At 62.1% G+C, this 12,445-nt stretch carries 15 protein-coding genes and 1 pseudogene; 7 read left to right on the top strand and 9 right to left on the bottom strand.

What is annotated here, in order from left to right; all coding sequences use genetic code 11:
- Both AB5Y50_RS01335 and AB5Y50_RS01330 read left to right on the top strand, forming a co-directional pair.
- Nucleotides 1-163, top strand: a pseudogene (locus tag AB5Y50_RS01335) (IS630 family transposase); the annotation flags it as partial.
- A 110-nt stretch (nucleotides 164-273) separates the two neighbouring features.
- Nucleotides 274-624: a hypothetical protein gene (locus AB5Y50_RS01330; protein WP_010675583.1), complete on the top strand. Its 351-nt coding sequence runs from the start codon at nucleotides 274-276 to the stop codon at nucleotides 622-624.
- A 25-nt stretch (nucleotides 625-649) separates the two neighbouring features.
- On the opposite strand, the gene ppa is transcribed toward AB5Y50_RS01330, so the two are convergent.
- Complete coding sequence (gene ppa / locus AB5Y50_RS01325) at nucleotides 650-1,180, bottom strand: inorganic diphosphatase (protein ID WP_005335667.1); 531 nt, start codon at nucleotides 1,178-1,180, stop codon at nucleotides 650-652.
- A 233-nt stretch (nucleotides 1,181-1,413) separates the two neighbouring features.
- Between ppa and mpl the strand changes: the two genes are divergently transcribed.
- Both mpl and AB5Y50_RS01315 read left to right on the top strand, forming a co-directional pair.
- Nucleotides 1,414-2,784 carry a UDP-N-acetylmuramate:L-alanyl-gamma-D-glutamyl-meso-diaminopimelate ligase gene (mpl, locus tag AB5Y50_RS01320; protein WP_049635995.1) on the top strand — a complete coding sequence of 457 codons (1,371 nt, stop codon included), beginning with the start codon at nucleotides 1,414-1,416 and terminating at the stop codon, nucleotides 2,782-2,784.
- Complete coding sequence (locus AB5Y50_RS01315) at nucleotides 2,781-3,392, top strand: flavin prenyltransferase UbiX (RefSeq protein WP_042016310.1); 612 nt, start codon at nucleotides 2,781-2,783, stop codon at nucleotides 3,390-3,392. The genes mpl and AB5Y50_RS01315 overlap by 4 nt, the downstream gene beginning before the upstream one ends.
- A gap of 73 nt (nucleotides 3,393-3,465) precedes the next feature.
- On the opposite strand, the gene AB5Y50_RS01310 is transcribed toward AB5Y50_RS01315, so the two are convergent.
- Nucleotides 3,466-4,080: a TetR/AcrR family transcriptional regulator gene (locus tag AB5Y50_RS01310; RefSeq protein WP_029314803.1), complete on the bottom strand. Its 615-nt coding sequence runs from the start codon at nucleotides 4,078-4,080 to the stop codon at nucleotides 3,466-3,468.
- Between the two features lie 201 nt (nucleotides 4,081-4,281).
- Between AB5Y50_RS01310 and hpt the strand changes: the two genes are divergently transcribed.
- From hpt to AB5Y50_RS01295, 3 genes are all read left to right on the top strand, one after another.
- Nucleotides 4,282-4,812 carry a hypoxanthine phosphoribosyltransferase gene (gene hpt, locus AB5Y50_RS01305; RefSeq protein WP_049635994.1) on the top strand — a complete coding sequence of 177 codons (531 nt, stop codon included), beginning with the start codon at nucleotides 4,282-4,284 and terminating at the stop codon, nucleotides 4,810-4,812.
- 112 nt (nucleotides 4,813-4,924) lie between these two features.
- Nucleotides 4,925-5,842 (top strand): ABC transporter ATP-binding protein, encoded by a 918-nt coding sequence (locus AB5Y50_RS01300; RefSeq protein ID WP_039040845.1) that lies wholly within the window; start codon nucleotides 4,925-4,927, stop codon nucleotides 5,840-5,842.
- Nucleotides 5,839-6,612 carry an ABC transporter permease gene (locus AB5Y50_RS01295; protein WP_010675577.1) on the top strand — a complete coding sequence of 258 codons (774 nt, stop codon included), beginning with the start codon at nucleotides 5,839-5,841 and terminating at the stop codon, nucleotides 6,610-6,612. The genes AB5Y50_RS01300 and AB5Y50_RS01295 overlap by 4 nt, the downstream gene beginning before the upstream one ends.
- Before the next feature lie 61 nt (nucleotides 6,613-6,673).
- Here the strand turns inward: AB5Y50_RS01295 and AB5Y50_RS01290 are convergent, their stop codons facing one another.
- The 7 genes from AB5Y50_RS01290 to dksA all read right to left on the bottom strand — a co-directional run bounded on the left by AB5Y50_RS01290 (nucleotide 6,674) and on the right by dksA (nucleotide 12,368).
- Nucleotides 6,674-7,021 carry a putative quinol monooxygenase gene (locus AB5Y50_RS01290; RefSeq protein ID WP_010675576.1) on the bottom strand — a complete coding sequence of 116 codons (348 nt, stop codon included), beginning with the start codon at nucleotides 7,019-7,021 and terminating at the stop codon, nucleotides 6,674-6,676.
- A 20-nt stretch (nucleotides 7,022-7,041) separates the two neighbouring features.
- Nucleotides 7,042-7,896: a pantoate--beta-alanine ligase gene (gene panC / locus AB5Y50_RS01285; protein WP_049635993.1), complete on the bottom strand. Its 855-nt coding sequence runs from the start codon at nucleotides 7,894-7,896 to the stop codon at nucleotides 7,042-7,044.
- 96 nt (nucleotides 7,897-7,992) lie between these two features.
- A complete protein-coding gene (gene panB / locus AB5Y50_RS01280; RefSeq protein WP_042864977.1) occupies nucleotides 7,993-8,787 on the bottom strand; it encodes a 3-methyl-2-oxobutanoate hydroxymethyltransferase in 795 nt (264 codons plus the stop codon).
- Between the two features lie 20 nt (nucleotides 8,788-8,807).
- Nucleotides 8,808-9,305, bottom strand: a complete 498-nt coding sequence (gene folK / locus AB5Y50_RS01275) for a 2-amino-4-hydroxy-6-hydroxymethyldihydropteridine diphosphokinase (RefSeq protein ID WP_039040848.1) — start codon at nucleotides 9,303-9,305, stop codon at nucleotides 8,808-8,810.
- Nucleotides 9,306-9,315: 10 nt separating this feature from the next.
- Nucleotides 9,316-10,806, bottom strand: coding sequence for a polynucleotide adenylyltransferase PcnB (gene pcnB, locus AB5Y50_RS01270; RefSeq protein ID WP_029314802.1), 1,491 nt, complete (start codon nucleotides 10,804-10,806; stop codon nucleotides 9,316-9,318).
- Nucleotides 10,807-10,906: 100 nt separating this feature from the next.
- Entirely contained in the window at nucleotides 10,907-11,809 is a 903-nt protein-coding gene (gluQRS, locus tag AB5Y50_RS01265) for a tRNA glutamyl-Q(34) synthetase GluQRS (protein WP_049635992.1), read from the bottom strand.
- Nucleotides 11,810-11,918: 109 nt separating this feature from the next.
- Nucleotides 11,919-12,368, bottom strand: coding sequence for an RNA polymerase-binding protein DksA (dksA, locus tag AB5Y50_RS01260; protein ID WP_029314801.1), 450 nt, complete (start codon nucleotides 12,366-12,368; stop codon nucleotides 11,919-11,921).
- Nucleotides 12,369-12,445 lie beyond the last annotated feature (77 nt).

The raw sequence follows: 12,445 nt of genomic DNA, 5'->3' as shown, positions 1-12,445 counted from the left end.
CCCTTGGGTTAATCACATCGAACGGCTGTGGCACAAGTTACATGAAACCATCACGCGCAATCATCAATGCAGAGGAATGGCCAGCCTGCTGGCCCGAGTGAAACACTTCATGGATACCGTGTCTCCTTTCCCGGGGAATGGCTATGGTACAGCGAAGGTGTAGCACTATTGGGATCAGTTATTTAGGTGAGTGACCGGCATTTGGATTGGTCTGGTGACAGATATATTGGTAATTATCTGATCTGACTTTAAATTTAATTCAGGAAATAAGTCATGGGGGAAATCATCATGAAGCTTGTTTCACGGTTTCTGCTGATATTGGTGGCCACGCCGGCGCTGGCGGGGCAGGTCATCGTCAATCAGGGATTGTCCAGCGCGGATACCTTCGCCCTGCGGGATCAGCTGGCCCGGGAGCATGAATGGCAGGAGTGGCTGCGCTTCCAGCAGGCCATCAAGTGGCTGGAGGTGCTGCCGGTCAACTGCGATCTGGTGGGAGGTGCCGGTCAGGAATATCGCTGCGGTGATGACTATTACCGCCCCTATCGGCAAAACGGGCGCGACCTCTATATCCAGGGGGATCCCCCCGGAGCGTCCCCGCAACGACCAATAAAAAAGGCGCCATAAGGCGCCTTTTTTGCGAGGAGTACGCTTATTTTGCAGCGTAACGCTCGGCAGAGGTCTTGATTTCGGCTTCGGCAGCGGCCTTGTCGCCCCAACCTTCCACCTTGACCCACTTGCCCGCTTCCAGCTCTTTGTAGCGCTCGAAGAAGTGCTGGATCTGGGCTTTCAGCAGCTCGGGCAGATCGTTCACATCCTGGATGTGATCGTACTGCTTGGTCAGCTTGGAGTGGGGAACGGCCACGATCTTGGCGTCTTCGCCTGATTCGTCGGTCATCTTCAGCACGCCGACCGGGCGGCAGCGGATGACGGAGCCGGCCAGCAGCGGGTAGGGAGTCGGAACCAGCACGTCGACCGGATCCCCGTCCAGGGACAGGGTGGCGTTCACGTAACCGTAGTTGCACGGGTAGAACATCGGGGTGGACATGAAACGGTCAACGAAGATGGCGCCGCTGTCCTTGTCGACTTCGTATTTGATCGGGTCGGCGTTCTGCGGGATTTCGATGATGACGTAGATGTCGTCAGGCAGGCTCTTGCCGGCCGGTACCAGGTTCAGGCTCATGACGTTTCCTTTGAGTGTTGGAGTCAAGTTTGCAGGCCGACATTATAGCGATGTCCCGTCAAATGACCATATTTCAAGGGCCGGGTGGCGTGCTGGAGGGTGGCTTTTACCCGCGCTTGCCCGATTTCTGTCGTCTGCGGGCGCGGATGCCTTCGCTCCCCATGGGCGCGGCTTGTGCCACCGGGTCAACAGACCCTAGAATGCGCACTCCCTTTACTGGAAAAGGCAGCGGTATGCACATTCACATTCTCGGGATCTGCGGCACCTTCATGGGTGGTCTGGCGGTGTTGGCAAAACAGCTTGGCTATCGGGTGACCGGCTCCGACGCCAACGTCTATCCCCCCATGAGCACCCAGCTCGAGCAACAGGGCATCGAATTGACCGAAGGCTACGACCCCTCCCAGCTCGATCCGGCGCCTGATCTGGTGGTGATCGGCAATGCCATGAGCCGTGGCAACCCCTGTGTGGAATATGTGCTGGACCGCAATCTGCCCTATATCTCCGGCCCCCAGTGGCTGCTGGAGCACGTGCTGAAAGATCGCTGGGTGCTGGCCGTCGCGGGCACCCATGGCAAGACCACCACCGCCAGCATGTTGGCCTGGGTGCTGGAGTATGCCAAGCTGGAACCCGGTTTCCTCATCGGCGGCGTGCCGGGCAACTTCCCGGTTTCCGCCCGTCTCGGCTCGGCTCCCTTCTTTGTGATTGAAGCGGACGAATATGACTGCGCCTTCTTCGACAAGCGATCCAAGTTTGTCCACTACCACCCGCGCACGCTGGTGATGAACAACCTGGAGTTCGACCACGCGGACATCTTCCCGGATCTCGCCGCCATCCAGCGCCAGTTCCACCACCTGATGCGCACCGTGCCGAGCAACGGCCGGGTGCTCTTCCCCAAAGGCGATGACAACCTTACCGCCGTGCGCGAGATGGGTTGCTGGAGCGAAGTGGAGCTGGTGGGCCAGGACGACGCCAAGTGGAAGGCGGTGAAGCTGGCCGATGACGGCTCCGCCTTCGAGGTGTGGCTGGATGGTGAAAAACAGGGAGAGGTGCACTGGGAGTGCATCGGAGAGCACAACGTCAACAACGGTCTGATGGCCATCGCCGCTGCCCGCCATGCCGGTGTCATGGTGGAGCACGGGATCAACGCCCTCTGCCAGTTCAAGTCCCCCAAGCGGCGCATGGAGCTGAAAGGAGAAGTGGCCGGCATCAGCGTCTATGACGACTTCGCCCACCACCCCACCGCCATCGAGACCACCCTGGGCGGCCTGCGCGCCAAGGTGGGCAAGGCCCGCATCCTGGCGGTGCTGGAGCCCCGCTCCAACACCATGAAGCTCGGGGTTCACAAGGAGGAGCTGGCCGGTTGCTTCGACGGTGCCGACGAGGTGTTCTTCTTCCAGCCCCCTAACATCGGCTGGGAGCTGGGGGAGGTGACGGCCCACATGACCCGGCCTGCCCGGGTATTCGAGGGCCTTGATGCCCTGATTGGCGCCCTGGTGGCCGAGAGCCGCCCAGGGGATCATATTCTGATCATGAGCAACGGCGGGTTCGGCGGCATTCACGACAAGCTGATCGCCCGCCTCAAGGAGCTGCAGAGCGCATCATGAACAAGGCCATCACCCTGGCGCTGACCGGCGCCTCCGGCGCTCCCTATGCCCTGCGCCTGCTGGAATGCCTGGTGCAGGCGGACTATCGGGTCTTCCTGCTCGCCTCCTCGGCGGCCAGGGTTGTGCTCAAGACCGAGCAGCAGCAGGATTGGCCGGGCTCCCCCAGGGAGCTGTCGGCGTACCTCTGTCGCCAATATGGTGCCAAAGAGGGTCAGATCGTCGCCTGCGGCAAGGAGGAGTGGTTCTCGCCGGTGGCTTCCGGCTCGGCGGCCCCCAAACAGATGGTGGTCTGCCCCTGCTCCATGGGTACCGTCTCGGCCATTGCCAACGGCACCTCGGACAACCTGCTGGAGCGTGCGGCGGACGTGGTGATCAAGGAGCGGGGCCAGCTGATTCTGGTGCCCCGGGAGAGCCCCTTCTCGGCGATCCATCTGGAGAACATGCTCAAGCTTGCCCGTCTTGGCGTGACCATCATGCCGGCGGCGCCAGGGTTCTACCATGAACCCAAAAGCATCGAGGATCTGGTGGACTTCATGGTCGCCCGCATCCTCGACCACCTGGGTGTCGAGCATGAGTTGACCAGTCGCTGGGGTTATGCAAACCACTGATACGGCGGGGAGCGGACAAAAAAGCAGCGCCGGGCTGTAAAGCCCGGCGCCGCGTTGTCAACATCTGCACGAGTCAGCTGGCCTGGATGGGGGCCGTCACGTACTTGAACAGGAAATCCGTCACCTCTTCCCGGCTCGGACGCTGCGGCTGATTGATCATCTGCATCATCACATAGCCAAAACCGGTCAGGGAGCGGGCCAGATCCTGCGCCGACAGCACGCTCTGGATCTCGCCGTTGTCGATGGCCCGTTGCAGGTGGGGGGCAATGCGCTCCAGCGCCTTGTCCAGCAGCCGGGTGTAGCGAGGCCACACTTCTTCCCGCACCGAGGAGCTCCACTCCAGCCAGATGCTGGCGTGATCGGGCTTGTCATAGGCGGCGTCAACGAACAGCTTCACGTGGCGGTGAATGCTCTCCCTGGCGGAGCCCTGACCGTTGTAGGCCTGTTCGAGGATCTGCTGTACGAAGGCTTCGATTTCTGTCAGCACTTCGTCGACCAGATCTTCACGAGTATTGAAATAGTTAAAAACGGTCGCAACCGAGACCTTTGCCTGTTCGGCTATCTCGGCATGCCCCGCACGGCCGATGCCGCGACGGGAAAATACCTCGACGGCACACTCCATCAATTGATCACGGCGAGCCTCCGGCGAAAGCCGGGTTCGACGTCTTATTTCTGCGCGTGGTTCCATAGTTTTTTCATCTAATAGTTATTGATTATGGTGTTTATAGTATTGTCACCGATAATGCCCGAAGGCTTGCTAACTCTATCAATTAAAATAAGCCGATAAAAGCATCACGTATGCCTGACGCCCACTGGTTGGAGTGGTAGAATCCTCGGTTTTGACGTTAATGAACGGCCAATAACCCTTTGGTCATTATTGGAGTATGTGATGAAACACATTGTCGAGGTGATGATCCCCGAGGCCGAGGTTGCAGCCCGGATCGCCACGCTGGGTGAAGAGATTACCGCCCGTTACCAGGGCTCCGAGGAAGTGGTCATGATAGGCCTGCTGCGCGGCTCCTGCGTCTTCCTGGCGGATCTCTGCCGTCAGTGCCAGTTGCCCATCACCCTGGACTTTATGACTGCCTCCAGCTATGGCTCCGGTATGCACAGCACCCGTGACGTGCGCATCCTCAAGGATCTGGATGACGACATCAAAGGCAAGGACGTGGTGATCGTGGAGGACATCATCGACACCGGTTACACCCTCAACAAGGTGCGCGAGATCCTCTCCCTGCGCGAGCCGAAATCCCTGGCCATCTGCACCCTGCTGGACAAACCGTCCCGCCGCGAGGTTCAGGTGCCGGTGGACTGGCTTGGCTTCTCCATCCCGGACGAGTTCGTGGTGGGCTGTGGCATTGACTACGCCCAGAAGTACCGTAACCTGCCTTTCATCGGCAAGGTGGTACCGAAAGAGTAAGCCGGGTCCGAAGTAGCAAGGCAGGCTGGCCGGCCCGCCATCGACTGTCTTCAGGCGGCGTCACAGCCGCCTTTTCTGTCTCGAGATGGGCTCATCCATCACAGGGGTTGCAATGAACGCATTGGAAATCAGCGGTCTGAAGAAGACCTATCAGGGGGGCGTCGAAGCCCTCAAGGGCATCGATCTCACCGTCAAACAGGGGGATTTCTTCGCCCTGCTCGGTCCCAACGGGGCGGGCAAATCCACCACCATCGGCGTGATCAGCTCACTGGTCAACAAGAGTGCCGGCAAGGTGAAGGTATTCGGTCATGACATCGATACCGATCTGGAGCTGGCCAAGTCCCAGCTCGGCCTGGTGCCCCAGGAGTTCAACTTCAGCCAGTTCGAGAAGGTGAGCCAGATAGTGACTCATCAGGCCGGTTTCTATGGAGTGCCGCGGGCCGAGGCCAAGGTGCGCGCCGAGAAGTACCTGCGCCAGCTCGATCTGTGGGACAAGCGCGACATGGCCGCCCGCACTCTCTCCGGTGGCATGAAGCGCCGGTTGATGATTGCCCGCGCCCTGATGCATGAGCCCAAGCTGCTGATCCTAGATGAGCCGACCGCCGGGGTGGACATCGAGATCCGCCGCTCCATGTGGAGTTTCCTCAAGGATCTCAACGAGCAGGGGGTGACCATCATCCTGACCACCCACTACCTGGAAGAGGCCGAGATGCTGTGCCGCAACATCGGCATCATCGACAAGGGCCGTCTCATCGAGAACACCAGCATGAAGAGCCTGCTCGGCAAGCTGGGTCGCGAGACCTTCCTGCTGGATCTGGTGCCGGGTTCCACCGTACCGGCCCTGCCCGAGTTCAACGGCCGGATGCAGGATGAGAACACCCTGGAAGTGGAGCTGGAGAAGAGCCAGTCCCTCAACAGCCTGTTCGAGCAGCTCTCCGCCCAGGGGGTGAAGGTGCTCAGCATGCGCAACAAGGCGAACCGGCTGGAAGAGCTGTTCGTCAATCTGGTAGAGGAGGGTCGCAAAGCATGAACCCCATGACCTATTACATCGCCTTCAAGAGCATTCTGGCCAAGGAAGTGAGCCGCTTCACCCGGATCTGGATCCAGACCCTGGTGCCGCCCGCCATCACCATGAGCCTTTACTTCGTCATCTTCGGCAACCTCATAGGCTCGCGCATCGGTGACATGGGGGGCTTCAGCTACATGGAGTTCATCGTGCCCGGCCTCATCATGATGTCGGTCATCACCAACTCCTACTCCAACGTCGCCTCCTCCTTCTACAGCGCCAAGTTCCAGCGCAACGTGGAGGAGCTGCTGGTGGCGCCGGTGCCCAACTACATCATCATCGCGGGGTATGTGGGCGGTGGCGTGGCGCGCGGCCTCTGTGTCGGCCTCATCGTCACCCTGGTGTCGCTGTTCTTCGTGCCGCTGCAGATCCATCACCTGTTCAGCGTCTGCGTGACCGTGCTGCTCACCTCCATCCTCTTCTCCCTGGGGGGGCTCATCAACGCGGTGTTCGCGAAGTCGTTCGATGACATCAGCATCATCCCGACCTTCATCCTGACTCCCCTGACCTATCTGGGGGGCGTCTTCTACTCCATCACCCTGCTGCCGCCGTTCTGGCAGGGGGTTTCCCAGGTGAACCCCATCATCTACATGGTGAACGCGTTCCGCTACGGCTTCCTCGGGATCTCCGACGTGCCCCTCGGCACCGCCTATCTCATCATCATCGGCTTCATCCTGGTGCTCTACGGGATGGCCTGGTGGCTCATCTCCCGCGGCACCGGTCTGCGCCACTGAGGCGCACACCTGCCAGCAAGAAAGGCGCCCTCGGGCGCCTTTTTATTTGCACATGTCGGTCTCAGAGGGCCGGGGCGTCGTAGTCCGCGGGCTCGTCGCTGTAGACGCAGACGTTCCACTTGGCCGCGAGGCCATCATCTGCGAGGCAGTAGCGCTCGAAGAAGGCCTTGATACCGGCGCGCTGGCAGTGGGCCTCGAAGCTCGCCATGTCGCGCCAGATCTCGTTGAAGACGATGGGGAAGCTCTCCCCCTCGGCAAAGGGGCTCTGGATATGGCGGGTGACGATGTACTGCAGGCAGCCATCTTCACGCAGGGTGTCGGGTTCGAGCCCTTGCAGGACGCGGAACAGGGCCTGCTCCTGGCCCGGCTTGGGCTGGAACTGGGCGATGCAGTAAACCTTCTTGGACATCGTGGTCTCCTTGCCGTGTCTCAGCCCCGCAGGGCGACGACCCGGTTGTCGATGAGGCGGGCCTTGCCCAGATAGGCGGCCATCAGGATCACCAGGCGCTGGCTCTCGGCGCTGGCGGATTCCAGGGTGTCGGCATCGACGATGTCGATGGCATCCGTCCTGAATCCCGCGTTGTCGAGGCGTTGGCTGGCCTGGGCAACCAGGGAGGGGAGGTGACTGTTCCCCGTTTCAATCTGCTCGGCAATCCAGTTCATGGTGCGCGCGAGCTCGGGGGCGATGGCCCGTTCGGCAGCGGTCAGATAGCCGTTGCGCGAAGAGAGGGCAAGCCCGTCTTCGGCCCGCACGGTCGGCACGCCCACGATCTCGATGGGCATGGCCATGTCGGCCACCATCTTGCGAATGAGCGCGAGCTGCTGGTAATCCTTCTCGCCAAAGCAGGCCACGTTCGGCTGTACCAGATTGAACAGCTTGGTGACCACGGTGCTGACCCCGCGAAAATGCCCCGGACGCAGCGCCCCTTCCAGCAGGCTGGAGATGCCGGGCACCTCGACGAAGGTCTGGCTGGCGAGCCCCTGGGGATACATGATCTCCGGCGTCGGTGTGAAGACCAGGTCCACACCGGCGGCCTCCAGGGCGGCGCAATCCTGCTCCAGGGTGCGGGGGTAGTTGGCGAGATCCTCGGCCTTGTCGAACTGCAAGGGGTTCACAAAGATGCTGACCACCACCTTGTCGCCATGGCGGCGGGCCTCCTCGACCAGGGTGAGATGACCCTGATGCAGATTGCCCATGGTGGGCACGAATGCGATGGCGCGGCCTTCGCGATGCCATTGACCGATCTGCTCGCGCAGCGCGGCGGGATTGTTCACAACCAACATCGTCAGTTCACCTTCAGATGAATCAATAAAAGAGGGGGCCGTCAGGGGGGAGGGCGAGACGGGGGCACAGGCCCCCGCGCTCATGACGACAGAAAGTCAGTTGAAGCAGTGCTCGGGGCCGGGGAAGGTCCCCTCGCTCACCTGCTGCACGTAGAGACGAATGGCGGCACGCATGTCACCGGTCTCGGCCAGGAAGTTCTTGGTGAACTTGGGCACATAACCCGAGGTGATGCCGAAGGCATCGTGCATCACCAGGATCTGGCCGTCGGTGGCAGGGCCGGCACCGATGCCGATCACCGGAATGCGCAGCGCCTTGGTGATGCGCTCTGCCAGAGAGACGGGCACGCACTCGAGCACCAGCAACTGGATGCCGGCCGCTTGCAGCTCCAGTGCCTGGCGGTAGATCTCCTGGGCGTGGAATTCGTCGCGCCCCTGCACCTTGAAGCCGCCAAACACGTGGACGGATTGCGGGGTCAGGCCGAGATGGCCGCACACCGGCACCCCATTGCGGGTCAGGTGGCGGATGGAGTCGCACAGCCAGTCCCCCCCTTCCATCTTCACCATGCGGGCACCGGCCGCCATCAGGCGCGCCGCGTTCTGGTAGGTCTGCTCCGGGGTGGCGTAGCTCATGAACGGCATGTCGGTCACCACCAGGGCATTGGTGGTACCGCGCACCACGCAGCGGGTGTGATAGACCATCTCGTCCATGCTGACCGCCAGGGTGTCGTCTCCGCCCTGCAATACCATGCCGAGGGAGTCGCCGATGAGCAGCACCTGGGCGCCCTCGTCGTCGAACAGCTTGGCGAAGGTGGCGTCATAGGCGGTGATGGCGGTGATTTTCTGTCCGTCCTGCTTCATCTTCTGCAGGTGGGTAATGGTGATCTTGCTCATTACGTTGTTCCTACTCTTCTCTACTCGCCTGCTGCACCGGCCAGGATCGCGAGTCCATTGCGCGGGCAGCGGGCAACCAGTTCGGTGAGCGGGGTGCCGCAGGGCAGCACCAGGGAGGGGGCTATCTCGGCAAGGGGCAGCAGGACGAACTCCCGCTCCTTCATGCCATAGTGAGGCACCGTCAGGCGCTCATGTCGGATGACCTCGTCACCGTACAGCAGCAGATCGAGATCCAGGGTCCGGGGGCCCCAGCGCTCATCCTTGCGCACTCGCCCCTGTGCCTGCTCGATGCGCTGCAGCTCGTCCAGCAGCGCCAGAGGGCTGAGGCGAGTGGCAAGGCGCGCCACGGCATTGACGTAGTCCGGCTGATCCGCAGGGCCCATGGGGCGGCTGCCGTAAAGGTGGGAGGTCTGCAGCAGCTCTGACTCGGGCAGGGTCGCCAGCGCGGCGATGGCGCGACGAGCCTGGCCGAGGGGGTCGGCCAGGTTGGAGCCGATGGCGACGAAGACCTCGATCATCGGCGGATCCTTACTCCGCCGACTTCGGCTTGCGGCGACGGGGGCGACGGCGGTTGCGGCCATTGCCGCTGCGCTTCTCGCCATCACCGCTGCGGGAGTCGGCGCGCTCGCCGCTCGCCGGGCGGCGGGTCGCCTCCCGTTGCAGTTGCGGGCGCACATCCGGGTTGGAGGCCACATAGCGCTCCCACCAGCTCGCCAGCTCGCCGAGGCCGCGCTCGACCCGGTTGCGCAGCAACAGGAAGTCGAAGGCCGCACGGAATTTCGGGTGCTCCATGGCGCGCTCGGGGTGCTTGCCCTGGCGGCGGGTCAGGCGCTGCTGCAGGGCCCAGATGTCGCGCACGTCCGTGGTGAAGCGGCGCGGCACGGCGATGATCCGCACCTGGTTGTCCAGCACCTCGTTGATGGCCAGCATGAAGGCATCGTACCAGGGCAGACCGCTCTCGTTTTCCAGCACCCGGCCGCGGGCCTCGACGGCGCCCCACAGCAGGGTGGCGTAGAGGAAGGCGGGGGTGACGCGCTTCTCTTCACGGACCCGGGTATCGGTGTCCATCAGCGCCTGCTCGATGAACTGCTCGTAGGGCGAGTTGCCGTGGGGCGTGAACAGGGCGGCTACCTGGGGGAACAGCGGCTGGAACAGCCCGTATTCCCGCAGCAGCTTGTAGGTGGCCAGACCGTCCCCCGCCAGGAACAGCTTGAGGGTCTCCTCGAACAGGCGGGCGGCCGGGATGTCCTGCAGCAGCGGGGCGAGCTCCCGGATGGGCGCGGCGGTGCGCGGGCTGATGGTCATGTCGAGCTTGGCGGCGAAGCGCACGGCACGCAGCATCCGCACCGGATCTTCCCGGTAGCGGGTCTCGGGGTCACCGATGAGCTCCAGCCTGCGCGCGGCCAGATCTTCCAGCCCGCCCTCGAAATCGTGCAGGGTGAAATCCTTGGCGCTGTAGTAGAGGGCGTTGACGGTAAAGTCGCGACGCTCGGCATCCTCTTCGATGGTGCCGTAGACGTTGTCCCGCAGCAGCATGCCTTCATCGGACTGGGCCGACACATGCTTGCTGGTATTGACCTGATGGTGGTGACCCCGGAAGGTGGCCACTTCGATCACGTCACGACCAAAGACGATGTGGGCCAGGCGGAAACGGCGGCCAATCAGGCGGCAGTTGCTGAACAGCGCCTTGATCTGCTCCGGCGTCGCGTCGGTGGCGATGTCGAAATCCTTGGGGGTCTTCCCGAGCAGCAGGTCACGGACGCCGCCGCCGACCAGGTAGGCCTCATAGCCCCCCTTGTTCAGGCGATAGAGCACCTTGAGGGCATTCTCGCTGATCTCTTTGCGCGAAATCGGGTGCTGGTCACGGCTCAAGGTACGGCGCTGTCCGGCGACACGGGCCGGAATGGGGGACTCCACCGACTGCTCGCCGTCTTCCTTGCCGAGCACTTTGCGGCAAAAGTTTGCGATCTGGGAAAAAATGGTACACCTCGTTATGACTTCAAATTGACGGGAGGCCAAAAAAATAGCGGCCTATCATAGCTCAGCCCCAACCAAATGAGAAACGGTGTGGCCTGCTTCCCCTTGATTGGTCCTTTTGGGGCAAGAAATGCAGCCGGGGCTAGCTTTGCCCTTGCGGGATCTTCTGCTGGCGGGGTACCCGGGCCAGCTGCCAGTGGGCGATGCCCCAGCCGATGATCTCGTCGATCCGGCTCGCCATCAGCTCGGGCGGCGGGCACTGACCGAGAAAGTGCAGCGCCTGCCACAGGGCCGGTCGTACCTCGTCCTGCGACAGCGCCGGCGCATGGTTCTGCTTGGAGAGCTTGTTGCCATCCGCTTGCACCGCCAGCGGCAAGTGCACCCAGGCGGGCACCTCTGCCCCCAGGGTCTGGTAGAGGGCAATCTGGCGCACAGTGGGCTCCAGCAGATCGGCGCCGCGGACGATCTCGGTGATGCCGCTGTCCATGTCATCCACCACCACCGCCAGGTTGTAGGCGTAGAGCCCGTCCCGGCGGCGCACGATGAAGTCCTCCTCCGCCAGCGCCGCGGGGACGGTGATCTCTCCCTGCAGCGCATCCTCGAACCGATAGACCGGGTGGTGCTGGCGCAAACGGGCGGCACACCCCTCGGCGGTCAGCCCCAGGGTGCGGCAATGACCGTTGTAGAACCCCCCTGCGGCCATGATTTCGCGTCGGGTACAGCGACACCAGTAGAGATCCCCGGCCCGATAGAGCTGATCGATGATCTCGTCATAGCGGCCATGGCGCGCGCTCTGGAACATCACCTCCCCATCCCAGCCAAGACCGTGTGCCTCCAGGGTGGTGAGGATAAGGTCAGCCGCTCCCGGCATCTCCCGCGGGGGGTCGATGTCTTCGATGCGCACCAGCCAGCGTCCCTGCTGCGCCCTGGCCTGCAAGAAGCTGCCAAGGGCGGCGACCAGGGAGCCGAAGTGGAGCGGACCGGACGGTGAGGGGGCGAAGCGGCCCACATAGGGGCGTCGGGAGGGGGGGGATGTCATGACCATGGCAATTCGGGTAGGCGATGCATTGAGGCTGCATTCTGGGACGGCCCGACCAAAAGCTCAATAAAAAAGGGAGCCTGGGCTCCCTTTTCGTTCCTGTGGATGGGCGGCATCAGCCAGCCATCTGTTTTTCCTTGATCTCGGCCAGCGTCTTGCAGTCCACGCAGAGGTCTGCGGTCGGACGGGCTTCCAGACGGCGGATGCCGATCTCGATGCCGCAATGCTCGCAGTAACCGAAGTCATCTTCTTCGAGCAGCAGCAAGGTTTTCTCGATCTTCTTGATCAGCTTGCGTTCACGGTCGCGGGTGCGCAGTTCGAGAGCAAACTCTTCTTCTTGCGCGGCGCGATCCACGGGATCCGGGAAGTTGGCAGCCTCATCCTTCATGTGGTCGACGGTGCGGTCAACTTCCTGCATCAGTTGGTTGCGCCAGGCTCCCAGGATCTTGCGAAAATGTACCTTCTGTTGGTCATTCATGTACTCCTCACCGGCTTTCATCTGGTAAGGCTCTACACCCGCAATGGCCAGGGGGCCCAGAGATTTCCTGTTTTCGCCTGTTGGCATGCCCTGTCTCCTAATTCAGCACGCTACCCGTGCCATCCATAAATTGAGGGCGACATCTATAGCAGAAGGGTCAACGG

The organism is Aeromonas sp. s6, assembly GCF_040907815.1.
GTDB classification, from domain to species: domain Bacteria; phylum Pseudomonadota; class Gammaproteobacteria; order Enterobacterales; family Aeromonadaceae; genus Aeromonas; species Aeromonas caviae.
Note: the sequence above shows the minus strand (reverse complement) of the source record. Positions and strands in the feature narration are given on the sequence as shown.